General features: G+C 61.0%; 23 protein-coding genes and 1 riboswitch. Of the genes, 22 read left to right on the top strand and 1 reads right to left on the bottom strand.

Features of this window, described 5'->3' with window-relative positions:
• Window positions 1-52: 52 nt before the first annotated feature.
• Entirely contained in the window at window positions 53-1,033 is a 981-nt protein-coding gene (gene nrdF / locus F568_RS0116010; protein WP_019019768.1) for a class 1b ribonucleoside-diphosphate reductase subunit beta, read from the top strand.
• An 87-nt stretch (window positions 1,034-1,120) separates the two neighbouring features.
• Here nrdF and tkt read toward each other — a convergent pair whose 3' ends face one another.
• A complete protein-coding gene (gene tkt, locus F568_RS0116005; protein ID WP_019019767.1) occupies window positions 1,121-3,115 on the bottom strand; it encodes a transketolase in 1,995 nt (664 codons plus the stop codon).
• Window positions 3,116-3,572: 457 nt separating this feature from the next.
• On the opposite strand from tkt, the gene metK reads away from it, so the two are divergent.
• From metK to F568_RS0115895, 21 genes are all read left to right on the top strand, one after another.
• Window positions 3,573-4,793, top strand: a complete 1,221-nt coding sequence (gene metK / locus F568_RS0116000) for a methionine adenosyltransferase (protein WP_019019766.1) — start codon at window positions 3,573-3,575, stop codon at window positions 4,791-4,793.
• A 140-nt stretch (window positions 4,794-4,933) separates the two neighbouring features.
• On the top strand, window positions 4,934-5,092 hold the full coding sequence (locus F568_RS25000) for a hypothetical protein (protein WP_019019765.1): 159 nt from the start codon (window positions 4,934-4,936) through the stop codon (window positions 5,090-5,092).
• A 154-nt stretch (window positions 5,093-5,246) separates the two neighbouring features.
• The gene (locus F568_RS0115990) at window positions 5,247-5,804 is read left to right on the top strand and encodes a hypothetical protein (protein WP_019019764.1); all 558 of its coding nucleotides are present in this window, start codon (window positions 5,247-5,249) and stop codon (window positions 5,802-5,804) included.
• A 144-nt stretch (window positions 5,805-5,948) separates the two neighbouring features.
• Window positions 5,949-6,032: riboswitch (S-adenosyl-L-homocysteine riboswitch) on the top strand.
• 17 nt (window positions 6,033-6,049) lie between these two features.
• The gene (gene ahcY / locus F568_RS0115985) at window positions 6,050-7,462 is read left to right on the top strand and encodes an adenosylhomocysteinase (protein ID WP_019019763.1); all 1,413 of its coding nucleotides are present in this window, start codon (window positions 6,050-6,052) and stop codon (window positions 7,460-7,462) included.
• A 298-nt stretch (window positions 7,463-7,760) separates the two neighbouring features.
• Window positions 7,761-8,222: a hypothetical protein gene (locus F568_RS0115980; protein ID WP_019019762.1), complete on the top strand. Its 462-nt coding sequence runs from the start codon at window positions 7,761-7,763 to the stop codon at window positions 8,220-8,222.
• Between the two features lie 275 nt (window positions 8,223-8,497).
• Window positions 8,498-10,060 (top strand): phospholipase D family protein, encoded by a 1,563-nt coding sequence (locus tag F568_RS0115970; protein ID WP_019019760.1) that lies wholly within the window; start codon window positions 8,498-8,500, stop codon window positions 10,058-10,060.
• Between the two features lie 67 nt (window positions 10,061-10,127).
• Window positions 10,128-12,032, top strand: a complete 1,905-nt coding sequence (locus F568_RS0115965; RefSeq protein ID WP_019019759.1) for a copper resistance system multicopper oxidase — start codon at window positions 10,128-10,130, stop codon at window positions 12,030-12,032.
• 11 nt (window positions 12,033-12,043) lie between these two features.
• The gene (locus F568_RS0115960; RefSeq protein WP_019019758.1) at window positions 12,044-12,805 is read left to right on the top strand and encodes a copper resistance protein B; all 762 of its coding nucleotides are present in this window, start codon (window positions 12,044-12,046) and stop codon (window positions 12,803-12,805) included.
• 50 nt (window positions 12,806-12,855) lie between these two features.
• On the top strand, window positions 12,856-13,608 hold the full coding sequence (locus F568_RS0115955) for a c-type cytochrome (protein WP_019019757.1): 753 nt from the start codon (window positions 12,856-12,858) through the stop codon (window positions 13,606-13,608).
• 18 nt (window positions 13,609-13,626) lie between these two features.
• Complete coding sequence (locus tag F568_RS0115950) at window positions 13,627-14,295, top strand: response regulator transcription factor (RefSeq protein ID WP_019019756.1); 669 nt, start codon at window positions 13,627-13,629, stop codon at window positions 14,293-14,295.
• Window positions 14,282-15,595, top strand: a complete 1,314-nt coding sequence (locus tag F568_RS0115945) for a sensor histidine kinase (RefSeq protein WP_229804317.1) — start codon at window positions 14,282-14,284, stop codon at window positions 15,593-15,595. The genes F568_RS0115950 and F568_RS0115945 overlap by 14 nt, the downstream gene beginning before the upstream one ends.
• 449 nt (window positions 15,596-16,044) lie before the next feature.
• Window positions 16,045-17,295 (top strand): PRC-barrel domain-containing protein, encoded by a 1,251-nt coding sequence (locus tag F568_RS0115940; RefSeq protein WP_019019754.1) that lies wholly within the window; start codon window positions 16,045-16,047, stop codon window positions 17,293-17,295.
• A gap of 193 nt (window positions 17,296-17,488) precedes the next feature.
• Window positions 17,489-17,815, top strand: coding sequence for a four-helix bundle copper-binding protein (locus F568_RS0115935; protein WP_019019753.1), 327 nt, complete (start codon window positions 17,489-17,491; stop codon window positions 17,813-17,815).
• Window positions 17,816-17,893: 78 nt separating this feature from the next.
• Window positions 17,894-18,241, top strand: coding sequence for an NADH-quinone oxidoreductase subunit A (locus F568_RS0115930; protein ID WP_019019752.1), 348 nt, complete (start codon window positions 17,894-17,896; stop codon window positions 18,239-18,241).
• Window positions 18,232-19,500, top strand: coding sequence for an NADH-quinone oxidoreductase subunit D-related protein (locus F568_RS0115925; RefSeq protein ID WP_019019751.1), 1,269 nt, complete (start codon window positions 18,232-18,234; stop codon window positions 19,498-19,500). The genes F568_RS0115930 and F568_RS0115925 overlap by 10 nt, the downstream gene beginning before the upstream one ends.
• A complete protein-coding gene (locus F568_RS0115920; protein WP_019019750.1) occupies window positions 19,497-20,420 on the top strand; it encodes an NADH-quinone oxidoreductase subunit H in 924 nt (307 codons plus the stop codon). The genes F568_RS0115925 and F568_RS0115920 overlap by 4 nt, the downstream gene beginning before the upstream one ends.
• An 11-nt stretch (window positions 20,421-20,431) precedes the next feature.
• Window positions 20,432-21,055 carry an NADH-quinone oxidoreductase subunit J family protein gene (locus F568_RS0115915; protein WP_019019749.1) on the top strand — a complete coding sequence of 208 codons (624 nt, stop codon included), beginning with the start codon at window positions 20,432-20,434 and terminating at the stop codon, window positions 21,053-21,055.
• 25 nt (window positions 21,056-21,080) lie between these two features.
• Complete coding sequence (gene nuoK / locus F568_RS0115910; protein WP_019019748.1) at window positions 21,081-21,386, top strand: NADH-quinone oxidoreductase subunit NuoK; 306 nt, start codon at window positions 21,081-21,083, stop codon at window positions 21,384-21,386.
• Window positions 21,383-23,260, top strand: coding sequence for an NADH-quinone oxidoreductase subunit 5 family protein (locus F568_RS0115905; protein ID WP_019019747.1), 1,878 nt, complete (start codon window positions 21,383-21,385; stop codon window positions 23,258-23,260). Before nuoK ends, F568_RS0115905 begins: the two co-directional genes overlap by 4 nt.
• Window positions 23,257-24,744 carry a complex I subunit 4 family protein gene (locus tag F568_RS0115900; protein ID WP_019019746.1) on the top strand — a complete coding sequence of 496 codons (1,488 nt, stop codon included), beginning with the start codon at window positions 23,257-23,259 and terminating at the stop codon, window positions 24,742-24,744. The genes F568_RS0115905 and F568_RS0115900 overlap by 4 nt, the downstream gene beginning before the upstream one ends.
• On the top strand, window positions 24,744-26,153 hold the full coding sequence (locus tag F568_RS0115895) for an NADH-quinone oxidoreductase subunit N (protein ID WP_019019745.1): 1,410 nt from the start codon (window positions 24,744-24,746) through the stop codon (window positions 26,151-26,153). The genes F568_RS0115900 and F568_RS0115895 overlap by 1 nt, the downstream gene beginning before the upstream one ends.
• Window positions 26,154-26,213: the final 60 nt, after the last annotated feature.

Below are 26,213 nucleotides of genomic sequence, written 5' to 3'. Positions count from 1 at the left end.
CGAGGCGTCGGTCCCCGTGCCGGCGTCGTTCGAACAGAGTGAAAGGATCGTCATGGCCGCCATTGCCGCTGCGCGTCATCTCAAGCGCGTCGATGCCATCAACTGGAATCGCCTGCAGGATGACAAGGACCTGGAGGTGTGGAACCGCCTCACCAGTAACTTCTGGCTACCGGAGAAGATTCCGCTGTCCAACGACCTGCCGGCCTGGAACTCGCTGACACAGGCCGAGCAGCAGCTGACCATTCGCGTATTCACCGGACTGACACTGCTCGACACCATTCAGGGCACGGTCGGCGCCCCGATGTTGATCGAGGATGCCGTGACGCCCCACGAGGAGGCGGTGTTCACCAACATCAGCTTCATGGAGTCGGTCCACGCCCGCTCCTACAGCTCGATCTTCTCGACCCTTTGCACCACTCGGGACGTCGATGATGCCTACCGCTGGAGTGAGGAAAATCCGCACCTGCAAAACAAGGCCGAGTTGATCCTTGAACGTTACCGCACTGACGACCCCTTGATGCGCAAGGTGGCCAGCGTGTTCCTCGAGTCGTTCCTGTTCTACTCGGGCTTCTACCTGCCGATGTACTGGTCGAGTCGTGGCAAGCTGACCAATACCGCCGATCTGATCCGTCTGATCATTCGTGACGAGGCGGTGCATGGCTACTACATCGGCTACAAGTTCCAGCGTGCCCTGGAGCGCGAGTCCGCCGAACGCCAGCAACAGATCAAGGATGCCACCCTCGACTTGCTGCTTGACCTCTACGACAACGAGGTGCATTACACCGAGTCGCTCTACGACGAGGTGGGACTGACCGAGGAGGTCAAGGCGTTCTTGCATTACAACGCCAACAAGGCCTTGATGAACCTGGGGTACGAAGCGCTGTTCCCCGGGGCGACCGAGGCGGTGAGTCCGGCAATTCTCGCCGCGCTCTCGCCGGGTGCCGACGAGAATCACGATTTCTTCTCTGGCTCCGGTTCATCCTATGTGATCGGTCGCACCGAGCGTACCGAAGACGAGGACTGGGCGTTCTGAGCTATCGGTAGTGCGCTCCTGAAAATGAAAAAGCACGGCTTACGCCGTGCTTTTTCTGTTCGCAGCTGTGTGAACAGCGCGCCGAGATTACTCGGCGAGCATCTGCTCGACCTGCTCGACCACGTTCTCGACGGTAAAGCCGAAATACTTGAACAGATCCGCGGCCGGGGCCGATTCGCCGAAACGGTCCATGGCAATGATGCGGCCATCCAGGCCCACATGCTTGTACCAGTAGGCGTAATGGCTGGCCTCGATGGCCACGCGCTTGCGCTGGGTCGGCGGCAATACGCTGTCGCGGTAGCTGGCTGGCTGGGCCTCGAAGGTATCGGTGGAGGGCATCGACACCACCCGCACCGCCTTGCCCTTGGCTTCCAGTGCATCGGCAGCGTCCATGGCCAAGGCCACTTCGGAACCGGTAGCGATCAGGATCACCTCGGCAGGCTCGTCGCTGTCCTTGAGCACGTAGCCGCCGCGCTGGATATCGGCCAGCTGATGCTTGTCGCGCTGTTGATGGGGCAGGTTCTGGCGCGACAGGACCAGGGCGGTCGGGGCGCCGCGACGATGCAGGGCGGTATGCCATGCGGCGGCGGTTTCCACCGCGTCGGCCGGGCGCCAGGTGGACAGGTTCGGTGTCGAGCGTAACGCACCCATCTGCTCGATCGGCTGGTGGGTCGGACCGTCCTCGCCGAGGCCGATGGAATCGTGGGTGAATACGTAGATGGCCTGACGATGCATGAATGCCGCCAGTCGCACGGCATTGTGCATGTACTCCATGAAGGTCAGGAAGGTCGCGCCGTAGGGAATGAACCCGCCGTGCGCGCTGATGCCGTTCATGATCGCCCCCATGCCGAACTCGCGAACCCCGTAATGCAGGTAGTTACCGGCAGCATGGTCGCGGTTGATCGCGCTCGCCCCTTTCCAGAAGGTCAGGTTGGATGGCGCGAGGTCGGCACTGCCGCCGAGCAGCTCGGGCAGTTGCGGGCCGAACTCGTTCAGGCAGGTCAGGGACGCCTTGCGAGTAGCGAGGGTCTCGCCGCGCTCCTGGGCTTCCTCGATCAGCTTCTCGGTCTTCAACGTGGCAGGCAGTTCGCCCTTGAGGCGACGCTTGAGCTCCCTGGCCAACTCGGGGTGGGCTTCCTGATAGCGCTCGAAGCGGGCATTCCAGTCGTCCTCGGCCTTCTGGCCGCGGGCGGTGGCGTCCCAGCCCTGGTAGATCTCTTCGGGGACATGGAAGGGAGCATGGGGCCAGCCTAGCTGGCGACGGGCAGCGGCGACCTCATCGTCGCCCAGCGGTGCCCCGTGGCTCTCCTCGGAGCCCTGCTTGTTGGGCGCGCCAAAGCCGATAATGGTCTTGCAGATGATCAGGCTGGGACGATCGTCGTGATTGCGTGCCAGCTCGATGGCGGCCTTGATCTCGTCCGGATTGTGACCATCGACGTTGGGCACCACGTGCCAGCCGTAGGCCTCGAAGCGCTTGGCGGTATCGTCGGTGAACCAGCCCTCGACCTCGCCATCGATGGAAATGCCGTTGTCGTCGTAGAAGGCGGTCAGCTTGCCCAGCCCTTGGGTGCCGGCCAGCGAGCAAGCTTCGTGGGAGATGCCTTCCATCATGCAGCCATCGCCCAGGAACACATAGGTGTTGTGGTCGATGATCTCATGGCCCGGCTGGTTGAACTGCGCCGCCAGGGTACGCTCGGCGATGGCCATGCCTACGGCGTTGGCGAGACCCTGACCCAGTGGGCCGGTAGTGGTTTCGACACCCGGCGTGTAGCCAAGCTCCGGGTGGCCCGGCGTCTTGGAATGCAGTTGACGGAAGTGCTGCAAATCTTCCAGTGTCAGCTCGTAGCCGGTCAGGTGGAGCAGTGAATAGAGCAGCATGGAACCGTGTCCGTTGGACAGCACGAAACGGTCGCGGTCGGCCCAGTGCGGGTTGGCCGGGTTGTGCTTGAGGTAATCGTTCCACACCACCTCGGCGATGTCGGCCATGCCCATGGGGGCGCCGGGGTGACCGGATTTGGCCTTCTGCACGGCATCCATGGACAGCGCGCGGATGGCGTTCGCCAGCTCGAAACGGGACGGCATCGTATAGCTCCTCGCCTACGGCAAATCAGCAATGGCAGCCACCGCGGGTTCGGTCGCTGCCTGTTCAACTACGATTTGCCTGAAAGCCTGCGCTTGTCATCTTTCAGGCAAATCCCAGGATGCGCCCGAAGGGTGCGGGCGCCGGGTCAGGGCGCTATTGTCGCCGAGTTATCCGTATCCATCAAATGACGCGGCGGGCGAGCCACCGCGATTTCTCCTATCGTAGCGGAGGTGGGGAAGCCGCATGCCCATCGAATGACAGCGTCGGGGCGCGCACCGCAGGGAGCATCCATCTCGGCTCGCTAGGCACTGGTAGGGCTTGCGTGTAGACTTTGCCCCCCCGGGCCAGCGTCATTTTCTGCGCCGGTCGTGCGTCGCCCTGGCCTGCGGCGCCGGTTCCCCTTTCGTTTCACTTATCCCGCTCAAGACGGGTAAACGCCAAGAGGGTCAAGGACGCATGAGCGAATATTCCCTGTTTACTTCCGAATCTGTCTCCGAAGGGCATCCGGACAAGATCGCCGACCAGATTTCCGACGCCGTGCTCGACGCGATCATTGCGCGTGACAAGCAGGCTCGCGTGGCCTGCGAGACAATGGTCAAGACTGGCGTGGCAATCGTCGCCGGCGAGATCACCACCAACGCCTGGGTCGATCTGGAGGAGCTGGTGCGCAAGGTGATCCTGGACATCGGCTACGACTCCTCGGATGTCGGCTTCGATGGCGAAACCTGCGGTGTCCTCAACCTGATCGGCAAGCAGAGTGTGGACATTGCCCAGGGTGTCGACCGCAGTAAGCCGGAAGATCAGGGCGCGGGGGATCAGGGGCTCATGTTCGGTTACGCGACCAACGAGACCGAGTCGTACATGCCGGCGCCGATCCACTATTCGCATCGCCTGGTCGAACGCCAGGCCGAGTTGCGAAAGAAGGGCATGCTGCCGTGGCTGCGTCCCGACGCCAAGAGCCAGGTGACTTTCCGCTACGGCGAGGATGGCAAACCCGTGGGGGTCGAGGCGGTCGTCCTGTCGACCCAGCATGACCCCGAGATTGACCAGGAAGACCTGCGCAAGATGGTCAAGCGCGAGATCATCGAACAGGTGTTGCCGGCCGAGTGGCTGACGGACAAGACCCGTTACCATATCAACCCGACCGGCAAGTTCGTGATCGGGGGGCCGGTTGGTGACTGCGGTCTGACCGGGCGCAAGATCATCGTCGATACCTATGGCGGCATGGCACGCCATGGGGGAGGCGCGTTCTCCGGCAAGGACCCGTCCAAGGTCGACCGCAGCGCTGCCTATGCCGGTCGTTATGTGGCCAAGAACATCGTTGCCGCCGGCCTGGCCGACAGGTGCGAGATCCAGATCTCCTACGCGATCGGTGTCGCCGAGCCGACCTCTGTGTCGATCAACACTTTCGGTACCGGCAGGATCGCCGACGACAAGATCGTTGATTTGGTACGCGAACACTTCGACCTGCGTCCGTACGCGATTACCCATATGCTCGATCTTCAGCATCCCATGTACCAGTTGACGGCCGCCTACGGCCACTTCGGGCGCGAGCCATTCGAGCACAGCTATACTTGGACCGATGTCAGCGGTGAAATGCATACCGAAACCTTTACGGCTTTTCCTTGGGAGAAGACCGACAAGGCCGAGTCGCTCAAGGCTGCTGCCGGTATCTAAGTTTGCATGACATCTGCTGCCTATCGACGCCCCGCTTCGCGGGGCGTCGGCGTTTCTGGACCAATACGGACTGTTGCGAGTGGATCAGGCGAGCTACGTTGAAAGTGGACACCGTTCGCCAGCATGAAAAGGAGTGACACATGGACATGAGCAAGATGACGCTATTCGCAGCGCTCCTGCTGACCGGGGCGTTGCTGACAGGGTGCGGAGACAACGGCCAGAGCAACGAAACCGATACCGACATCCCTGGAGAGGACACGATGGATCGTGAGCCGGGAACCAGCATCGAAGATGAGTAACATGCTTGGCCATGCTTGGGCCGGGCCAGCTGTGACTCCGAGGTACGTTGCATTGCGAACATGGCGGCCTGTGGGCTGCATTCGTGGCGGAGTCGAACTACGCTGGTGTGTGCAATGATGCCTGCCAGATCAATGGATATGAGGATGTTCAGCCATGGAAAAGCGCACGATCCTGATTGCCGCATTCGCCCTGACGGGGGCGCTACTGACCGGTTGCGGAGAGGAGGAGGCCCCCGAGGAGGCAACGACCACCAACGAAGCAGAGGTGACCGAGACCCAGCCGGCGAACAACACTTCTCAAGAGGATCAAGAGGAAGCCGCTGAGCCTGTCTCAGGGGCTGGGACGGGGGATCAGGCCCAACCCGATGAACCCGTTGCCGATACGGAGCAGGACGCCAGTGCGTCTAATTCGACTGATACCCCCGCAAACAAGGGCGGCGAGGACGAGGCGAACGTTGTCACCCAGGACGGCAACGGCACACAAGGCAATGCCCCTGCCAACGAAGAGAGTGACGCGAACGTCATTATCAAGGAAGGCAACGGTTCACAAGGCAATGCCTCAGCCAACGGGGAGAGCGACGCGAACGTCATCATCAAGGACGGCAACGGTGGTACGGAAGACAATGTCACCGTAGTCGATGGTGACGAAACCGGCGGAACTGCAGAAGGAAGCGAGGCCTCGGCGACAGAAGAAGAGCAGCCTACCCAATAACGCACGCACAGCGATATTAGCGGGTGGCTGGCTCCTGCCGGCTGCTTCTAGCAATCCCGACCGTCGAGAGGACGGCCGGGATTGAAAAAATGTCCCGTTAATGTGAGCTTTCCTACTGTGATTTGAAAATCGACCTTCCTATTGCTACCCGAGGGGCGCTGCAGCGCATGGCTTATCGTGTGCGAGGCTCGGGTAGACGTTTGCAAGTCGCAACGGCGCCCATTCCCTTGGAATGGAGTAAGACGATGACAGCAATGGCCAATGCCCAACCCACTACTCAGAATGACTACAAGGTTGCCGACATCGGTCTGGCCGACTGGGGGCGTCGCGAGATTCGCATTGCCGAGACCGAAATGCCGGCACTGATGAAGATTCGCGCCAAATACCGTGATCAACAGCCGCTTGCCGGTGCCCGCATTGCCGGCTGTATCCACATGACCATCCAGACGGCAGTGCTGATCGAGACCCTGATCGAGCTAGGTGCCTCGGTGCGTTGGTCCTCGTGCAACATATTCTCGACCCAGGATCATGCCGCTGCAGCAATCGCCGCTGCCGGCATCCCGGTATTCGCCTGGAAGGGCGAAACGGAGGAGGAGTTCTGGTGGTGTATCGAGCAGACCGTGGAGGGCCCCGATGGCTGGACACCGAACATGGTACTCGATGATGGCGGCGACCTGACGGCGTTACTGCATGACAAACGTCCCGAGTTGCTGGCTAACATTCACGGCATCTCCGAGGAAACTACCACTGGTGTACACCGCCTGCAGGAGATGCTGCGCGACAGCAAGCTCAAGGTGCCGGCCATCAACGTCAACGATGCCGTCACCAAATCCAAGAACGACAACAAGTACGGCTGCCGCCATAGTCTCAACGACGCTATCAAGCGTGGCTTGGACCATCTGATGGCCGGCAAGCAGGCGCTGGTGGTTGGGTATGGGGATGTAGGCAAGGGCTCGGCCGCCTCGCTACGCCAGGAAGGCATGATCGTCAAGGTCAGCGAGATCGATCCCATCTGCGCCATGCAGGCCTGCATGGACGGCTACGAGGTGGTGTCACCCTATGTCGGTGGCGTCAACAAGGGAGTCGACAGCATCGATCGAGACCTGCTCGGAAAGATCGACCTGGTCGTGACCTGCACCGGCAACATCAACGCCTGCGATGCGCCGATGCTCAGGGCGCTCAAGAAGGGGGCCGTGGTGTGCAACATCGGCCATTTCGACAGCGAGATTGACACTGCCTACATGCGTCGTCAGTGGCACTGGGAGGAGGTCAAGCCGCAGGTCCACAAGATCTACCGCGACAGCGATCCGGGCGAGTTTGATCCGACCAGTGATGATTACCTGATTCTGCTCTCCGAGGGTCGTCTGGTAAACCTGGGCAATGCCACCGGTCATCCATCGCGGATCATGGACGGCTCGTTCGCCAACCAGGTTCTTGCCCAGATCCACCTCTATGAGCGGCGTTTCGCCGATCTCACTGACGACGAGAAAACCAGTGGCCTGAGCGTGACCGTGTTGCCCAAGCAACTCGATGAGGAAGTGGCCCGCTACATGGTGGAAGGGTTCGGTGGAGTAGTCACCCGCCTGACCGAGGACCAGGCCACGTACACCGGCGTCCCGGTGGATGGCCCCTTTAAGCCGGATGAGTACCGCTACTGAGCCGTTCCGGTTTCTCGTCATGCCACGCCGCCTTCGGGCGGCGTTTCCATGGTAGGGCTTTTGGGTCTGGATTGGCTTGGGCGGCAGAAGGGGAGCGAATCGCGGCAAGGCACAGACGCCTCGGCTAGGGCAACGTTATGCCCAGGTGGTTATGCCTTTTCTTATAAGTTTCTTATACTTTAGCTGATTGCAGGCCAAGGAGCGTGAGTGTAACGGCCTCTCGTTCAGTACGTTCCGCCAAGGAAAGCTACGCTGGGTGAAGTAAGACGTAACAACCCAAGGAGACAAGGAGAGCATCATGGAACGCGGCAAACTATCGCTGTTGGCAACGCTGTTACTATCCGGGGCGCTCTTGGCCGGATGTGGTGATGATGAGGAAGCGACCAGCACGGATACGACCAACCCGGCCTCGGAGAATGCCGGTGAATCGGGCGGGGAAACAGCGAACAGGGAAATGGACGTCGGCGAAGGGTCCGCCGAAACCCAGGTTGATGTCGGTAACGATGCCGATGTGGCGACTGGTCTGACGGGAACGACCAGCGGTATTACGGGCTCGGACATGGTGGAACCAGACGAGACCATCGGCGAAGGACAATCCTCGCGAGACCAGATGCCCGTAAGCGATCCGGCTGCTCAGCAGATGCAGCCCAACGAGTCGACCCCGGAAGAGCCGGCGCAGGGTAACTCGTCCAGCGGCGGCGGTCAGAATGGCGTATCCCAGGCGAGTTCGAGCAGCACTTCCCAGGACGCCCAAGAGTAGTCAGTTGCGGGCGCTTTCATGCGGCGTCTAACTGCCTCGTTAGTATTGCGATGGCCGTCATGGGGCGGCCGTCGCCTAACGGCTGGCTGACAGGTACGTTGGTCGGCCCGGTCGAAACCGCAAGGGAAGTACCGCTTATTTCCTACTCGGTGTACTTGGCCTACCGGTACCTTGGATGTACTGCCTGGTATTCGGTGCGCTGATTACCGGGCGGGTGGTCACCTGGCTGCTGAGCAACTCTCGCCACGCCAATGCGGGGCAATGACCGGACAACAATGACGCTCCATCTATCGAAGCCAGGTAGTTGCGGCAGGCGCTGGTTATGGGCCCTGGCCAGCCTCTTATGGTTGGTTGGCTGCACTTCGGTCGATGTGGCCAGAGTGCCATCCCAGGCGCTGTCGCTGGACACCGCCCGCGACACTTACCTGGGGGCCTGGGCTCGTCAGGCAGACGGCGCTCACGATGGGGTCAGTGGCATGAGGCTGTTGTCGGATGGGCCGACGGCCTTCGCCTTGCGGGCCTCGTTGGCCGCACATGCCCAGAAGACACTCGACGTTCAAACCTACATCTTCGAGGACGATCGCACTGGTCGAGCCTTGCTGCGGCAGATGTTGCACGCCGCGCAGCGGGGCGTGCGTGTACGCCTGCTGCTTGAAGATCCAACCAGCCGCAACAAGCAAGCCATACTGGCCGCCTTCGACAGTCACCCGAATGCCGAAGTACGCGTCTTCAACCCGGTGGCTACGGGGCGTGGCACACGCCTGACCTACTATCTGACGCTGTTGGCCCAGTTCGATCGCAAGCATCGGCGCATGCACAACAAGCTGTGGGTGACGGACAATGCCGTAGCGATCACTGGCGGGCGCAATCTGGGTGACGAGTACTTCGAGGTCGATGCCGAACTCAACTTCAACGATCTCGACGTGATGGCTGTTGGCCCGGTGGTCGCCACGCTCTCGGGCAGTTTCGATAGCTTCTGGAATCATCCGCTGGCCGTACCGCTGCGTCAGTTCGAGTCCGCGCAGGATGATGCCTGGCATGACCTGCTATTCGAACTCGCCGAAGATGCTGCGCAAGGCAATGCGCTGTCGACACAACCCGCCTTTCGGCGCTTGGCCGGCGAGCCTGGACGAAGCCTCTTCGATTCTTTGGTCTGGGCGCCGGCCATTGCGTTGTGGGACTCGCCGGAAAAGCTTGCAGTGACCGGCTATCCACCGTTCGAACTGACCCTGATGAACCAGCTCGAAGGCGCGTTTGGCCGCCTCGAAGATGAGATGCTGATCATCTCGCCCTATGTGATACCGACCCGGGCGGGTGTCGATATTCTAAAAGGGCTGGCGCAGCGCGGTATTACGTTGAGCGTGCTGACCAATTCATTGGAAGCCACCGATGTGCCGTCATTGCATGGTGCCTATGCACCGTGGCGCCCTGCCATGTTGAAGCAGGGCGCACGCCTTTACGAATTGCGGGGAGATTTGTCACGGCAACCCACTCGGGCCGTGGGCGAAATCTCCAGCCTGCATACCAAGGCCATGGCCTTCGACCGGGATCGCGTGTTCATCGGCTCGCTCAATGCCGATCCGCGTTCGCTGTGGTGGAACAGCGAGCTGGGGTTGTTGATCGACAGCCGTGAGCTGGGGCAGCAGCTCTGGGATCTGGCTCGGCAGGGCATGCACCCGTCGCGCAGTTATCAGGTCACACTGGCCGAGAATGGCAGCCTGCGCTGGGAAACCCGCCGCGACGGGCGGAAGGTCGTACTGGACGAGGAGCCCGGCGGATTCTGGCGGCACGTGAAAGCCGCGGCGCTGCGCCTATTGCCGATCGAGCACTTGCTTTGAGCTTTTCAGCTTGCTTTCAGGTTGCTGGGTCAGAATGAGGCAATCCCTGATTGCGCAGGACTCTTCCATGGCAAGTGCACCCGTTCTGTCCCGGCGGCAGCTTCTTCAAGCCGCTTCTCTGCTCGGCCTGTCCACCGCTGCTTTGGGAGTACGTCCAGCTTGGGCGGCTCCCGCCGGCCTGGCCAATATCTATCCTCAGGGGCTCGAAGACGGCCCTCGGGTTTCCCTGGCAGTACGACGCGAGACCCGGCAGATCGCCGGCAAAGAGGCTTACCCGATTACGCTCAACGGCTCCAGCCCCGGGCCACTGATCCGGTTGCGCGAAGGGCAGGATGCTTCGCTCAAGATCACCAATCTGCTCGACGAGACGACGTCCGTTCACTGGCACGGCATCATTCTGCCATCGAACATGGATGGCGTACCTGGGCTTAGCTATGCCGGCGTCGCTCCCGGCGAGGTCTTTACGGCTCGCTTTCCCGTCAACCAGAACGGAACCTACTGGTATCACAGCCACTCGGGGCTGCAGGAGCAACTGGGCCATGCCGGGCCGATGATCATCGAGCCGGCTGAACCTGAGCCGTTCGACTATGATCGCGAGCATGTTCTGCTGTTGACCGACTGGACCTTCGAGGATCCGCGTGACGTCTTTCGCCACCTCAAGGTCGCTGAGGGCTACTACAACCGCCAGGAGCGAACCCTCGTCGATTTCTTTGACGATGTCGCCAAGCATGGTCTGGCGGAGACATGGAAACAACGCGCCATGTGGCAGCAGATGCGCATGAGCTCGCGCGATATCGCCGATGTCACCGGCAGCACCTACACCTACCTCGTCAATGGCCATACCGCGCAGGATAACTGGACGGCGCTGTTTCGGCCGGGCGAGAAGGTTCGTCTGCGGGTCATCAATGGCTCGGCCATGAGCTACTTCGATGTGCGCATCCCCGGTATAAGGATGACGGTTGTCGCCGCCGACGGGCAGCCGGTTCAGCCGGTCAGTGTCGATGAATTCCGTATCGCCGTCGCCGAGACCTACGACGTCATCATCGAGCCGGAGGCGGACCAGGCTTACACGATATTTGCCGAGACCATGGACCGTAGCGGGTATGTGCGTGCGACGCTGGCGCCTCGCTTGGGCATGGCGGCCCCGGTGCCCGAACGTCGACGCATTGCCGATCGAGGCATGGAAGCCATGGCTGCCCATGGCGGCGGCATGGATCACGCGATGATGGAAAGCGGGCAAGCCGCATCGGACAAGGATCATTCTTCCCATGCCGGCATGGCAGGTATGGACCACAAGGCGATGAGTGCGACGGACCATGCAGCGATGGCCGGGATGGATCGTACTCCGGCGCATGACATGGATCACTCCACAATGCATGGCAAGGACCATTCCGCAATGCACGGCGTGGACCATTCCTCGATGCCTGGAATGAACCATGCCTCCCCCGTGGAAGAGACGCCTCCAGCCCAGCATGGCAATACGCTCCTGGCAGCGGGAGCCGCACAGCCGGGGGCCCGTTATGATCAGCCAGGCATCGGCATCGATCCTGGCGAACGGCGTGTCCTGGTCTATAGCGATCTCAAGGCCTATGCGCCCTGGCCGGATCGTCGACCGCCGGGGCGCGAGCTCGAACTGCACCTGACCGGCAACATGGCGCGCTACATGTGGTCTTTCGACGGCAAGAAATTCAGCGAGGTCGATGGCCCGATTCACTTCGAGCACGGTGAGCGGCTACGCCTGATCTTCGTCAATACGACCATGATGGAGCATCCCATTCACCTGCATGGCATGTGGATGGAATTGGAAAACGGTGCCGGTGAGCTGATTCCGCGCAAGCATACCTTGAACGTCAAGCCGGGCGAGCGGGTCTCCGCGCTCGTTACCGCTGATGCCCCGGGGCATTGGGCGTTTCATTGCCACCTGCTTTATCACATGGATGCCGGCATGTTCCGGGTCGTCAAGGTCGCCTGAAGGAAACTACGATGAACGTTTGTGTACGCGCAGTCGCCGGTATCGGCGCGTTTTCCCTGGCCTCGGCGGCGTTGGCCCAGGTGGAGGACATCCCGCCGGGTTGGGGGGTGGCCATGGAGGAGCATCATTTCGGGACGCTGCTTGTCGACCGCTTCGAATATGCCTGGAGCGATGACAACGAGGAGGCCTTGATATGGGATTTTCAAGGCTGGTACGGCGGTGACCGCCAGCGGCTTTACCTCAAGGGCGAGGGTGAAAACACCCAAGGCGACGGTGAGAAGGCCGAGTTCGAGTCGCTGGACCTGCTCTATAGTCACCTGATCGCGGACTTCTGGGAACTGCAGGGTGGCGTGGGCTACCAGGGCGGCTTGGGAAGCAATGATCATCCCGAGCGTTTCTTTGCGGTCATCGGCCTGATGGGTACTCTACCCTACGGCATCGAGGTTGATACGTCTTTTCGGGTCAGTGAGGATGGCGATGTCTCCGCAGCGTTGGAAGGCGAATACGACCTGCATGTTACCCAGCGCCTCATCCTGCAGCCACGGGCCGAAATCGAGCTGGCGGGGAGCGATGTCGAAGCGTTCGGGGTAGGCGAGGGGCTGAATTCCACGCGCTTGGGACTGCGTCTACGCTACGAGATTACACCTAAGGTTGCTCCGTATATCGGCGGTTATTGGGAAAAGCAGTACGGTCAGACCGCGGACTTCACGCGGGATGAATTCGGTGAGGTCGAGGGGAGCGGTGCTGTCGTTGGGATTCGCATGTGGTTCTAGACCTATCATGCATGGCAGCTGGGTAACGAAACACAATAATGGAGAAGTGAATGAGGATCTTGTTGGGAGCAATGCTGGCGTTGCTTTTGTTGGCACTCAGTGGCGTTGCTTACATTTATAGCGGAGCCTATAACGTGGCTGCCAGCGATGCCCACACACCCTGGGTGGAGTGGGCTTTTCATGAAACGATGCACAATTCCGTCGAGGAACACGCCGAGGGTATCAATGTGCCCGACCTCGACGATGACCAGTTAATCGCCAAGGGCGCCCGCGCCTACCAGCAGATGTGTGTGAGCTGTCATCTTCGCCCAGGACTCGAGAACACGATACTGCGCCAGGGTCTCAACCCCAAGCCGCCGGTGCTGGCCGAAGAAGGGCACTGGGCGCCTGCGGAGCAGTTCTGGATCGTCAAGCACGGCATCAAGATGTCGAGCATGCCGGCCTGGGGGGAGACGCATGACGATCAGGCGCTCTGGGAAATAGTGGCGTTTCTTCAGCGCCTGCCTGGGCTTTCCGAACCGCAGTACTTGGCGCTCATATCGTCTGGCGATGGCAGTACGGCGCAGGACGATGGTCACGATCATAGCCATGGCGACATGAGCGCCATGATGGAGGAGCCTTCACAGGGGCATCATGCCCAGGGTGAGGGGGCGCACGGCGATGGTGCCCAGCCAGGCCATCATGAGGGAACTGACGAGCCAGAAACGGCATCGCCCCCCTCTGGGGCGCAGCCTTCGACCCAACAGGAGCCGACGTCTTCGGCGCAGGAAGATGACCATTATGCCGATGGGCATACCCATTGATCGTGCTGTTGGGTCCCGATGCGCCTATTGCTCGTTGAAGACGATGATCTGTTGGCGGAAAGCCTGGCCGAAGCGCTGGAGGACGAGGGCTATCGGGTCGATGTGGCATGCCGGGCACGTGAGGCTGATGCCCTGATAGCCAGCGAAGCCTATGCCTTGGCGATCCTCGATCTCGGCTTGCCCGACGGGTCGGGACTCGAGCTTGTGCAGCGCTGGCGGCAAGCGGGTCATCGCTTGCCGATTCTCGTCCTGACTGCCCGGGACAGCTGGGAGGACAAGGTCGTCGGTCTGCGACGGGGGGCGGATGATTATTTGACCAAGCCTTATCACGAGGCCGAGTTGCTGGCACGACTACATGCGCTGCTACGGCGAGGCACAGGCAGCCTGGCCACGGTACTTAGCATCGGCGATGTCGTCCTCGATGAGCATACCCGTCAGGTGAGGCGTGGCGATGACGGTGCATGGCAATCGTTGACGGCAACTGAGTTCTGCCTGCTGCGCTACCTAATGCGTCATCCCGACCGGGTCCTATCCAAGGCCCAACTGCTGGAGCAGCTCTATACGCTCGACCAGGATGCGGCGGCGCCCAATCTGGTTGAAGTTTATGTCGGGAGATTGCGTCGTCTGGTCGGCAAGGCGCGCATCCAGACACGTCGTGGGCAAGGGTACCTCTTTGCTTCGCATTGATCAGCGTAGCCTGCGGGTGCGATTGTTGACACGGCTGGGCCTGGTGGCGCTGGTTTGTGTAGGCGTGACCTGGTTGCTGCATGGTGTCCTGCTGGGCAGTCTGGCTCGGGAATTTCTGGGCGACCGGCTTCGCCAGGAAGCGCATTACACCATCGACAGGCTACAGCAGTCCGATGGCCTGTCAGCTCAGTGGCTTGAGCCGGGAGAGCTGACCTCCGATGTCTTTCACCATCTCTATGTTCTGCGCATCGGTGAAGAGGTTTTTGCCTCCAGCCAGAAATGGCTGGCATCACTCACGCCCTTGCTGAAGACACCGGAAGCTGGGGTCTTCGAGGTGCACTCGCAAGGCCGGCATCTGCTCGTCTACCGGGAAACGCTGACATTAGAGGGGCGCCCCGGGGTTCTGCTGATCGGCGAAGACTTCGCTCAGGTCGAAGCCGGCCTGCATACCCTGCATTGGTGGGTTGGTGGCATTGCCGGTCTCGTATTGTTGTTGTTGATTCTCCTGAATCTGGTCGCCGTCAACCGTAGCCTGCGGCCGCTGTCGCGACTGCGTCATCAACTGGCCGAGCTTCAGGCAGGGCAGCGCGAGCGGCTCGATCTCGATGCTCCGTCCGAACTGGATGATTTGCTTGCCCAGCTCAATCATTTTCTGGAGGAGGTGCAGCGGCGACTGCAGCGCTCACGCGATGCGGTGGCCAACCTCTCGCATACCCTGCAGACGCCCCTGGCTGCAGTCACTCAAGTGCTGCGCGGTCGTCGGCCGATCGATGATCAGCGTCGCCAGCGCATGCTGGAACGCCTGGAATTCATGCAGGCCCAGTTGGTCTCGGAGTTACGACGGGCACGCTTCGCCGGGCCGACAGGTGGGCAATATTCGGACGTGCTTCAGGAAGCGCAAACTTTGCGGGAGCTGGTTCAGACGCTATATCCCGACAAGCGGTTCACGCTGACGTCATCCCTGAATGAGGGCGCACGTATAGGAGTGGAGCGACAAGACTTTAACGAGATGCTGGGGATCGTTCTCGATAACGCCGGGAAATGGGCGCGTTCCCAAGTGAACTGCCACATCTCGGATGATTCGGGATTGGTAGTCGATGTCAGCGATGATGGGCCGGGAGTGGATGAGGAAGTTTTGCCTCTGCTGGGGCAGCGTGGACGTCGCCTTGACGAGAGCACTCCGGGACATGGCCTGGGACTGGCCATTTTGAAGCAGGTGGTTGAACAGTATCGCGGCACAATCATCTTTTCCCGGGCGGCAGAGGGCGGGCTTCGTGTCCAGATTCGTTTGCCTCGCTAGGTTGCTTGAAGAGCCATCTTTCAGTGAGGGTGCCTAACCCTTCGAATTCATATTGAAGGATGTCCATAGTATTACTTGGCGTGCTGAAGATACCTGTCAGTTACCTCATTATGCGTTAAGACACCTTTTTACGAGTATATATACAAAACTCGCGTGATTACCCTCGTAGGGCAGACTACTCTCAGCACAGAGCCTTGGTTTTAAAAGTCGGTTAATTGAATAACGGGATTGCTGTTGGAGAACTCGCTCCGGGCCGGTATTAAACGAGGATGGCTGGGTTCGTTTTTTGCTCTTTTAATCAAACTTTTAAATTCTTAATTCTGAATAACATATTGCCTTTTTACTGTAAGGGCAAACATGGTTTCTAAGGATGGTGAAGCCATGAACTCTTCGCGACCCTCACTAAAAGCGAGGACTGTAAGACGCTATTCGTAAAAAAGGAGATTTATATGCACATGGAACAGAAGCCGAAACTGCACAAGCTAGGCCTTCAGATCGCTGCAGTGAGTGCCGCTGGTGTCTCGCTGGCAATGTCGCCTGCTTTTGCTCAACAGGCAAGTGGTCAGGTTGAACAAAGGGTGAGTGCCGAATTCAACCAGCTGGACCAGAACGGGGATCAGTCGCTGCAATGGGATGAGGTTCAGCAGCGCCTTAACGAAGCCAACATGCAGCAGAACCGCGAACAGGTAATGAGCGAGTATGATCGCAATAATGACCAGGCGCTCAACCTTCAGGAATTCCAGCCTCTTTTGGTCGCCATTACTGAACGGGGCCAGAACGTAGATGCACCGGAAGAAGTCGTCGTCCAATCCCAGCAGCCCAAGGTCGTCGTCGACACCGATCCGCCCGAGGTGCAGGTCGATCCCGCCGAGCCGGAAGTGGCGGTAGACCAGAAGGCGCCGAAGGTGAAAGTGGATCCTGCGGATCCGCAAGTGACAGTCGACCAGCAGAAGCCCAAGGTTATCGTCACACAGCCCAAGCCTACGGTAGAGGTCACTGTCCCTGATCCTGAAGTCAAGGTAGTCATGCGTGACCCGAATGTTCAGGTCGACACGAATAAGCCCGAAGTCGAGGTAATTCAGCAGAAGCCTGAAGTTACGGTCAACCAGGGCAAGCCTGATGTGTCTGTTAACCAGCCCGAGCCCGAAGTCGCGGTACAACCGTCCAAGCCGCGTGTCGCCGTGGACGGGGATGAGCAGGCCAATGTCGCGGTACGCGACGATAGTGGCCAGGCTCAGGTACAGGTCGAGTCGTCCGATCCCAATGTAAATGTTGCCGGGGCCGAACCTGAGGTGACGGTAGAAGAGGCCAACAATGCCGATGTTCAAGTGGTCGAAGGCGAGCAACAGCAACAACAGAACTCAGGGTCCCAGCAGAACGCCCTTTATAGCCTGATGGTGACGGATATCGAAGGGCAGCGCGTTTTTGACACGTCGGGCAATGAGCTTGGCGAAGTCGATCATGTGGTTACTGCCAACAATAGTAATCAGGTCGGTGTAGTGGTTACTCGTGGCGGTGTGCTCGGCGCCGGTCAGGAAGAACTCCTTGTCCCTCTGAACGAGCTGCAGATGAACAACGATCGGCTGGTATGGCAAACCAACCAGAGCGTGGAAGAAATAAAGCAGTCTGAGTACAACGCAAGCAATTACACAGAAGTGTCCAACCAGAATCAGGCCCTGGGCGAAGTCGCTTCTCAGTAAGCCACGTTCTGGGTTGCTTAACTTAGCTCTCGAAGAGGATGGCCAGCCGGCTGTCCTCTTCGTTTCGTCATGCCCATATAGGTCACAGCTTGCTCTTGCCGGGCATCGTGACTACACCTTTATAGGGCGTTGGTCGCGACGCAATGGCGCGTGGCCATACGCGAATTTGTAGTAACACAAACAGGAGAACGAGATGGATCTCGAGAAGTTGAAGTCATGTATCGATGCCTGTAATGAATGCGCGACCTACTGCGATTACTGTGCGGTGTCCTGCCTGCAGGAAGATGACGTCAAGATGATGGCCGAGTGCATTCGGCTCGACATGCAGTGTGCCCAAATCTGCCGGCTGGCGGCCTCGTTCATGGCCCAGGACAGCGAGTACATGAAGGAAATCTGCCGGCTGTGTGCGGATATCTGTCGCAAGTGCGGCGAAGAGTGCGCCAAGCACGAGATGGATCACTGCCAGCAGTGCGCGAAAGCTTGCATGCGGTGTGCCGAAGAGTGCCAGGCCATGGCCTGATAGCATCGGCAGGCCGGCGGCCGGCAGGTCATTCTTCCTGCCGGCCTTTCTTTGTCGAGTTAGCACACGAGACGCACGATGGAACTGCTGACGCTCGTAATCATCCTGGCGCTGACACTGTCTGCCGGGCTATTCATTCAAGCGTGGCCCTTGCGCCATCAGCCGCAGCCCTCCTACTCCCAACGCATTCCGTTCCTGGGCGGCGGAACTCCCGATACCCATGCCTGGAACCGCTATCACATTCGTTACTATCCGATGACCCTGCTGCTCATCGCTTTCGAGATGGAGATGATGTTCATGTATCCATGGGCGGTTGTCTTCGTCGAAAAGGGCATGATGGCCGTGATGGAAATGGGCATGTTTCTGGCCATCCTGTCGGTGGGCATTGTCTATGCCTGGCGAGAAGGAGTGTTCCGGTGGCAGTGAGCTGGCTGCGGCAACTGGCGGCGCGCTCGTGTGTGCCGGTGTATCCCGTCTGGGGAGAGCACGACGAAGCGTTGCTGGCGACGCTCGTCCTGTCGACGCAAATCGAACTGGTCGACTCGCCCCGACATGCCAGTGTCCTACTGGTAGTCGGTGAGATCCCGGCAACCCTTCGTGACGGCCTGAAGCATGTACATGATCAACTGCCATCGCCGTTTGCCGTTGTGTGGTTTCGCGGAGCGCCCCTGATAGCGCTGAACGCACCGATTCATGTCGATGAGGCTGACCGGCTAGTTGATACGCTGATCCGGACCCATCGTGAGCTGATGCTGGGGCAGCGCGATAGCGCCTCACGACTGCTGCCGGATGAGCCACCCAACCCCTGGGAAGGGCTGGGCGATGACGGCCATGGCGGTGAGGGCATGATGGGAGGTACCCCCTATGGCCGGCCCATGGCAATGAACATGCAGGATGATCTGCGCGACGGGCTGACACTGGATTCTCTGACCTTCCGGCTCGGACCGTTCTATCCCGCCCTGCCCAGCGGGCTCTGCGCAGAGATTACCCTGCAGGGAGACGTGATTCAGTCATGGGAAACCCGGCATGGCGCTTTGCCGCAGAGGCTCGCCCCGGTCTTTTATGCCGCGCGGGAGCGCCCCGTGCCGATCGCCGAGCTCGAGCTGGCACGTGCCAGATACCATCTGGTGCAGCTTTATCGTGGACTGCACCTGGCGGGGCTCGAGCGGATAGCCCGCCATGCCCTGAGCCTGGCCCGGCAGCTATCGACGGCATCTCGGCTCGACGGATTGCGCCGTCAGCTGGTGCGTAGCGGTATCTTTCACTTGGCAGCGATGGATGGCGGGCAGCTCGACACCGAGATGGCTGCTCGTCTAGGTGGGCCTGCGGCGCGTGCCGCTGGCCTGGACGCGGACTTGCGCATGGACGATGCCAGCTACCAGCGGCTGGGCTTCAGGCCGCAATGCCGTACTGACGGCACGGTGCGTGCACGCTGGGAGCAGCGGCTGGCGGAAATCGATCAGTCACTGCAGCTGGCCCGGCAGGCTGAACCCGATGGGCTGCATACTGCCAATACCGAGGCTGTCGAGACGCCCCGTGGCCCGTGGTCCGCTAAGCCCCCTCAGGATGCTAGTGCCCTTCTCGACCAGTTGCTGCCCGGGCTGGAGTGGGACGAAGCCATGACCTTGATAGCCAGCCTGGATAGTCGCGAGGTGGCTGAAACCTCGGGAAGGGCGAACATATGATCGAATCGCTTGCTTCGCTGCTCATGGTACTGGTTGTGCTGGCACTGGGTCCGTATGTGGTCGCCGTGATGGACCGTCTCGTGGCGACGGCTCCGAGAGGCGCACTGGCGAGCGACGTCTGGCTGGGCCCGCTGTCGCGGGCCGCCTGGCTATTGACGCAACATGCCAACGCCACCGAGGCACCCGATTGGCAGGCTTGGAGACTGGCGCCGGCGCTCTATCTGGCTCTGGCGGCGGTTGGCCTGGCGCTGGTGCCCTGGTCGCCAACGCTGATTGCGACCGATCTGGTTACCAGCGTGGTGTTGTGGGGCAGCGTAGAAGCGCTAGCCACGGTGGTCATCTTCCTGCATGGCTGGTCGGCCAATGCCGTGCTGCCCTTGATCGGGGCTTATCGCTACGTGGCGCTGGGCCTGTCCTACATTCTGATCAGCATGTTTGTACTGATCGGTGCCGCCCTGCCTGCCGAGTCGCTGCAGTTGACTCAGGTCGTTGCATCGCAGGAGTCGCTATGGAACGTGGTGCGCCAGCCACTGGGCCTGCCGCTGTTTCTGGTCGTGGGCTTGGGCCTGACCTTTTGGGGACCGCTCAATCTGGCCGATTCGACGGACCTGGCTGGGGGCACCGCTGCTGAGGTGTCGGGGCCGTCGCGACTGGTCTGGGAGTGTGCCCGCGCCGTCATGCTGGTAGCGTTCAGCGGGATTGCCGCCACGGCGTTCCTTGGTGGCTGGCTGGGGCCGTGGCTGCCCGGGCCGGTCTGGGTGTTACTCAAGACGCTGTTCGTGCTGGCGCTGCTGCTGTGGCTGGGACAATGGCTGCCCCGGGTGGCGCCGGAGCGCTGCGTCACGCTGATGTGGATAGTGCTGCTACCGCTGTCGTTCGTCGATCTGGTCTGGGCCGGGGTACTGGCCCTATGGGCATGAAGGAGACGAGCATGGAACATTCGATTTTCGTGGATATCGCCTTCCTGCTGCTCGCGGTGCTGGCGGTCGTGGCCGGGTGGCGGGTGTTCCGCACCGATTCTATGGTGCGCGCCTCGTTCTTTCTGCTGGTATCGTTCATTGCCGTCGGCGCGATCATGATGCTGTTGGCTGCGGAATACCTGGGCGTGGCGATGTTTTTCATGATGGCCGTGGAAATGATGGTCATGGCGCTATTCATGGTCATGTTCATGATGAACCCGGCGGGGCTCAACCCAATGATGATGGTGCATCAGCATCGCCTGTCGATCATCGCCGGAGCCGTGGCTTTCTTCATTCTCGCCGCGATGGCGCTATTCTCGAGTTTTCCTGCGGACCCGCTGCCGGCCGGCCTCGATCCGGTGCGCTCGCTGGGTCATGAAATGCTTGGCGACTCGATGTTGATCTTCGAGTCAGCGGGAATCGTGCTGCTTGCCACCATGATCGGTGTGGTCGTGCTCTCCAGCCATCGTGGTCGTTACGGCGCGGCCGAGGAGGGCTCGGTACCACCAGGGCTGGAGCCCGGAGGTGACCCAGCCGGCCAGCCCGAGAAGGGCGAGTCAGAGGGTGGGCACGAGCACCACCACCATCATCACTGAACGTGCTGCCAGCAAGGAGGCTGGAATGTCACTGGTCACGCTATTGTTACTCGCCGCCGCACTGATCGGCATTGGCCTGTACGGCGCGCTATCGCAGCAATCCTTCGTCATGCTGATGATGGGGCTCGAACTGATGCTCAATGGCGCCATGCTCGCCGCAGTGGCCTTCTGGGCTTATAGCGGCGCCGGCGCGCCGCAGGGCCAACTGTTGACGATCATTGTCATGGCGGTCATGGCTATCGAGATGGCGATGGGCTTTGCCCTGGTGGTAGCCGTGTTCCGCGGCAAGCAGGCCGATACCACGGAAGCACTGAGTGAGCTCAAGCAATGACGTTGTGGGCTGTATCTCTCGTTCCGCTGCTGCTGGCGGCCGTGGTGTACCTGCTTGGCCGGCGACTCGGCCGGGCCGGGCTGGTATTGCTGGCTGTATCGGGGCTAATGATGGTGCTGGTCATGGTTGGCCTGGCAGAGGCTCTCGGTGTGTCGAGTCACTATGTATGGAGCGAGGCTATGACGCTCGGCCTGGCGATGTCGCCGGCCGGTCGCGTTGCTGCGGTACTGGTGCCACTGGTTGCCTTGCCCATCGTCATCTATGCCAGTTATCACGATCTGACGCGCCACGGCGACTCGGTGAGGGTGGGCAGCGGGGCGAGGCTACTAGCGATGCTGGTGGCTTTTGTCGGGGCCATGGAACTGCTGGTCCTTGCCAATGACCTGCTGACCTTGCTGATCGCCTGGGAGCTGATCGGGGCGTGTTCCTGGGCGCTGATCTCGCATCGTTGGGGCGAACCTCACGTGCCACGGGATGCGACCACGGCCTTTCTGGTGACACGCTTCGGTGACCTCGGCCTGTACATCGCTGCTGGCGCAGTGTTTGCCGGTAGTGGCGGCTTCGGTTATGACGATCTGGCCCAGCTACAAGGTGGCCTGAAGCACGTCGCAGTGGCCGGAATACTGCTGGCAGCGGCGGCCAAGTCCGCCCAGCTACCGTTCTCTGCCTGGCTGTTTGCAGCGATGTCGGGGCCGGTGCCGGTGTCCGCTCTTCTCCATGCGGCGACTCTGGTGAGTGCCGGCCTGTACCTGCTCGTACGCCTGGAGCCGACCCTATCGGCGGTGGCCTGGTTCGCACCCGTCACCATCGCCATCGGGTTAGTAACGGCTTTCGCAGGCAGCATCGCCGCAGCGTGCCAATGGCATGCCAAGAAACTGCTGGCCGCCTCGACCTCGGCCCAGTATGGGCTGATGTGGATCGCAGTGGGCGCCGGCTACCCCGGTGCAGCGATGATGTATTTCATCGCCCATGCCTTCATGAAAGCCGGGCTATTCCTATCGGCGGGCGAGGCCGAGCGCCAGGTCGGCACCTTCGACCTGGCACGCATGCGACTTGGGCGTTTGCTGCCGGGCGTGGCAGTGATGGCCCTGCTCTCGAGTCTGGCCCTGGCCGGCATCGACCCACTGGGCGCAGCCTGGGCCAAGGAGCAGATCATTGCCGCTGCAAGCGATGTTGGTACCTGGCTGGCCCTGCTGATCATACCGGTCGGCGGGCTGAGTGCATTTTATGCCACGCGTTTCCAGCGTCTGTCTTATGGGCGTCCGCCGCGGGGGGATCGGCATGGGTTACCGAAGGGCCCGGGGCCGTCCCGGCCCGAGGATTGGGCATTGCGTGCCCTGGTAGCGGGAACCGTCCTGCTGTCGCTGCTATGGTTCCCCGCCGTGCATCAGCCGCTCATGGCCATGCTCGAGATGCGGGCTCCCTCCAGTCATGTGTGGATGCATCTCGTGTCCCTGGCTTTTATCGCTGCAGGGGTAGTTGCTGGACTTTGGCTGACGCGCCCCGAGCGGCGAGTGCCGCCGACGACACAGTGGCAGCGGCTCGCTGCGCAGTGGTATGGATTGCCCGTGGCGACCCAGGCCATTGCCTCCGCAGCGTTGGCGTGCAGCCGAGGGCTGGCGCGCATTGACGACGAGGTGGTCGATGCCGGCCTGCGGGCGACGGCTCGTGTCGGGACCTGGTTGGCCCGGTTCAACGCGACACGCGGTGAGTTTATCGGAGATTCTCTGCCCGGGGCGCTGGCCCGACTGAGCGAGCGGGGAGGCCACTGGGCCCGTCAGGCCCAGAGTGGTCAGACCCACCACTATTACACCGGCATTGCAGCCGGTTGCGTATTGATCCTACTGTTGCTGTGGATAGGAGCCTTGCTGTGATTCTGACATTGGCGTTGGTCATTCCCTGGCTCGGCGCGCTGGCACTGGCCTTACTGCCTGGTTGGACGCAGAGCCAGGCGCGCTGGGTCGCGGTGGGCAGTGCCGGCCTGTCGCTGTTGGCGCTGGTCTTCGCCTGGACCGGCTTCAATCCAGCCGGGCCGTTGTTCCAGCACATTGACGAGGTGCGCTGGGTACCATCGCTGGGGGTCGCTTACCGTGTAGGGGCCGATGGCATTGCGCTGGCGGTGGCGACCATGAGCGCCGTGCTATTCGTGGCCGCTATCCTCTATCCGGTGGATACCCGTGGTCAGCCACGCCAGTACTACGCTTGGCTAGTGTTCCTGCAGGGAGCCTCGCTGGGAGTATTCCTGACCCTGGATCTACTGTTGTTCTATGTATTCTTCGATCTGACACTGGTCGGCATGTTTTTCCTGATCGGGCGCTGGGGGCATGGCGAGGCGCAGACGGCGGCGCTCAAGTTCTTTCTTTATACCTTTGCCGGCTCGTTGTTGATGCTGTTGGGCATCATCGGCCTCTACCTGTCATTGGAAACGCCGACTTTCGACATGCGCGTACTGATTGCCGAGCAACCGCTGGCAGGCACGGGAGCCTACGCTGGCCTGGTGTTCCTGGCGCTCATGCTGGGACTGGCGATCAAGACGCCTCTGGTACCGCTGCATACCTGGTTGCCACAGGCGCACGTCGATGCACCGGGACCGGCCTCGGCGGTTCTGGCCGGGGTGCTACTCAAGCTGGGTACCTTCGGCATGATTCGTCTGCCATTCGCGATGATGGCGGAGACCTTCGCCCGCTACGCGCTGCCGGTGGCCATCATTGCGTTGGTCGCGATCCTGTATGGCGCGCTGGTGGCGCTGGGCCAATCCAACCTCAAGCGGCGCATCGCCTATACCTCGATCAATCATATGGGCTACACGGTCCTGGGTATCGCCGTGGCAGCCGCCTTGGTCACCGATAACCCGATGGTGCGCCAACTGGCACTGACCGGGGCAACGGTGGAAATGGTGGCACATGGCTTGATTACCGGGGCGCTGTTCCTGATCTCGGGCTCGTTCTGGCAACGTACAGGCGATTACGCCCTGGATAACTACGGTGGCCTGGCCTATCAGGCGCCGCTGCTGACCGGCTTCACGGTGCTGGCGTCCTTCGCCAGCCTGGGCATGCCGGGGCTGGCCGGGTTCGTCGCCGAGTTCCAGATATTTACCGGGACGTTTGCCGTCTATCCATGGCTTGCTGTGCTGGGGGTAGTGGGAATCCTGATCACTGCCGCGCTGTTTCTCGACATGCTGCGCAGGTTGTTCTTCGGTCACCTGCCGACGCACCTGGGCCAATTCTCCGAGCTGTCCCGGACTGAATGGAGCGTGCTTGGCGGACTGTCGCTGGGCATCGTGATCATCGGTGTCTATCCCCGCTTCTTGCTCACGCTGATCGATGCCTCGTCGGCCATCCTGGTGGGAGGCCGCTGATGCCCGTTGGTGACTTGCTGCCCGAGATCGTCCTGCTGGTCGGTGCCGTGGCCATTGTCCTGTTGGCGGCCTTCACGCCCCACGAGCGCCAGCACTGGGGGGCCTGGCTGGCACTGTTTGTCCTGGCAGTCTCGTTCGGCCTGACATGGAGCCAGTGGTCATCGCTCCCTCGCACGACCTTCTCCGGTGTCTGGGCCATGGATGGACCGGCCATCGCCGCCAAGGGGCTGATACTGGTCGGCGGCGCCATTGCCGTACTGCTGTCGCCGGCGTGGATGCTCACGGACCGGCGCCATGGTGAATACTATGCATTGGTCCTGTTCGCCCTGCTCGGCGCCATCATGATGGCCTCGGCCAACGATGCCATGGAGCTGATCGTCGGCGTACTGCTCTCCTCGGTGGCCAGCTATCCACTGGTAGCCTATCACCGCGGCTGGTCGCCGGGGCTGGAAGCGGCAATGAAGTACTTTTTGATCGGGGCGCTGACCAACACGTTGCTGGCCACTGGCGTTGTGATCCTGTTCGGGCTGGCGGGGGATACCGACTATGCCCACCTGGACGAGCGGCTCGCGACGCAGGGTGGCGATCAGTTCGCGCTGAGCATCGCCACGATGGGGATCGTGATCGGGCTAAGCTTCAAGCTGGCGGCCTTTCCGGGACATGCCTGGATGCCGGATGTCGCCCAGGGCGCCCCGGCCCCGGTGGCCGCGCTGCTGAGCGTGGTGCCCAAGGTTGGTGCAGCCGTGGCGTTGGCACGCTTCGTGTCGATTCTGCCGGAGAGTGTGGCCTGGGCCCCTATCGTGGCGTTGATCGCCGTAGTCACCATGACACTGGGCAACCTCGCGGCGCTGCGCCAGACCGATGTGCGTCGCCTGCTGGGCTGGTCGTCGGTGTCGCAGTCAGGTTATGCACTGATGGCAGTGGTGGTGATCGGTACAGCACAGGCCATGACGGCGTTGCTGGGCTTTATGCTGGCCTACCTTCTTGCCAACCTGGCGGCGTTTGGTGTGGTCACGCATCTGCGTGGGCGCACCTGCCTGGCTGACTATCATGGTCTGGCAAGGACTCAGCCATTGATTGCAACGGTGCTGATTCTGGCATTGCTGTCGCTGGTAGGGATTCCGCCGCTGGTGGGCTTTTTCGGCAAGTTTCTTCTGTTCGAAGCGACCATGGCTGCCGGCTACGCCTGGCTGGCCGTGGTCGCTGTCATTAACACTGTGCTATCGCTGTTCTACTACCTGCGCGTCATCGCGGCGATGGCGTTCCAGCCCGGCCAGGCCGAGATTCCGACCCTTGGCCGTTCCTCAGCGCTTGCGATGCTGATCAGCGCGATATTGCTGCTGGTGACGAGCCTGGGGGTACAGGGCGGGATGGCCATGTCGCCAATGTTGCACCTTGTCACTCCATGACAGATTACCAAGATAGCGAATCCCCTTCTGTGGGAGTTCGCTACCAAGCACTACCAGAGC

The organism is Modicisalibacter luteus DSM 23508 (assembly GCF_000378505.1).
Classification (GTDB): Bacteria; Pseudomonadota; Gammaproteobacteria; order Pseudomonadales; family Halomonadaceae; genus Modicisalibacter; species Modicisalibacter luteus.
This window is presented reverse-complemented; position numbering and strand designations above follow the sequence as displayed.

Bases quoted from the DNA above. Each gene is read 5' to 3' on its own strand.
- nrdF (WP_019019768.1), top strand. From the start codon at position 53: ATGGCCGCCATTGCCGCTGCGCGTCATCTCAAGCGCGTCGATGCCATC.
- tkt (WP_019019767.1), bottom strand. From the start codon at position 3,115: ATGCCGTCCCGTTTCGAGCTGGCGAACGCCATCCGCGCGCTGTCCATG.
- metK (WP_019019766.1), top strand. From the start codon at position 3,573: ATGAGCGAATATTCCCTGTTTACTTCCGAATCTGTCTCCGAAGGGCAT.
- F568_RS25000 (WP_019019765.1), top strand. From the start codon at position 4,934: ATGGACATGAGCAAGATGACGCTATTCGCAGCGCTCCTGCTGACCGGG.
- F568_RS0115990 (WP_019019764.1), top strand. From the start codon at position 5,247: ATGGAAAAGCGCACGATCCTGATTGCCGCATTCGCCCTGACGGGGGCG.
- ahcY (WP_019019763.1), top strand. From the start codon at position 6,050: ATGACAGCAATGGCCAATGCCCAACCCACTACTCAGAATGACTACAAG.
- F568_RS0115980 (WP_019019762.1), top strand. From the start codon at position 7,761: ATGGAACGCGGCAAACTATCGCTGTTGGCAACGCTGTTACTATCCGGG.
- F568_RS0115970 (WP_019019760.1), top strand. From the start codon at position 8,498: ATGACGCTCCATCTATCGAAGCCAGGTAGTTGCGGCAGGCGCTGGTTA.
- F568_RS0115965 (WP_019019759.1), top strand. From the start codon at position 10,128: ATGGCAAGTGCACCCGTTCTGTCCCGGCGGCAGCTTCTTCAAGCCGCT.
- F568_RS0115960 (WP_019019758.1), top strand. From the start codon at position 12,044: ATGAACGTTTGTGTACGCGCAGTCGCCGGTATCGGCGCGTTTTCCCTG.
- F568_RS0115955 (WP_019019757.1), top strand. From the start codon at position 12,856: ATGAGGATCTTGTTGGGAGCAATGCTGGCGTTGCTTTTGTTGGCACTC.
- F568_RS0115950 (WP_019019756.1), top strand. From the start codon at position 13,627: ATGCGCCTATTGCTCGTTGAAGACGATGATCTGTTGGCGGAAAGCCTG.
- F568_RS0115940 (WP_019019754.1), top strand. From the start codon at position 16,045: ATGCACATGGAACAGAAGCCGAAACTGCACAAGCTAGGCCTTCAGATC.
- F568_RS0115935 (WP_019019753.1), top strand. From the start codon at position 17,489: ATGGATCTCGAGAAGTTGAAGTCATGTATCGATGCCTGTAATGAATGC.
- F568_RS0115930 (WP_019019752.1), top strand. From the start codon at position 17,894: ATGGAACTGCTGACGCTCGTAATCATCCTGGCGCTGACACTGTCTGCC.
- F568_RS0115920 (WP_019019750.1), top strand. From the start codon at position 19,497: ATGATCGAATCGCTTGCTTCGCTGCTCATGGTACTGGTTGTGCTGGCA.
- F568_RS0115915 (WP_019019749.1), top strand. From the start codon at position 20,432: ATGGAACATTCGATTTTCGTGGATATCGCCTTCCTGCTGCTCGCGGTG.
- nuoK (WP_019019748.1), top strand. From the start codon at position 21,081: ATGTCACTGGTCACGCTATTGTTACTCGCCGCCGCACTGATCGGCATT.
- F568_RS0115905 (WP_019019747.1), top strand. From the start codon at position 21,383: ATGACGTTGTGGGCTGTATCTCTCGTTCCGCTGCTGCTGGCGGCCGTG.
- F568_RS0115895 (WP_019019745.1), top strand. From the start codon at position 24,744: ATGCCCGTTGGTGACTTGCTGCCCGAGATCGTCCTGCTGGTCGGTGCC.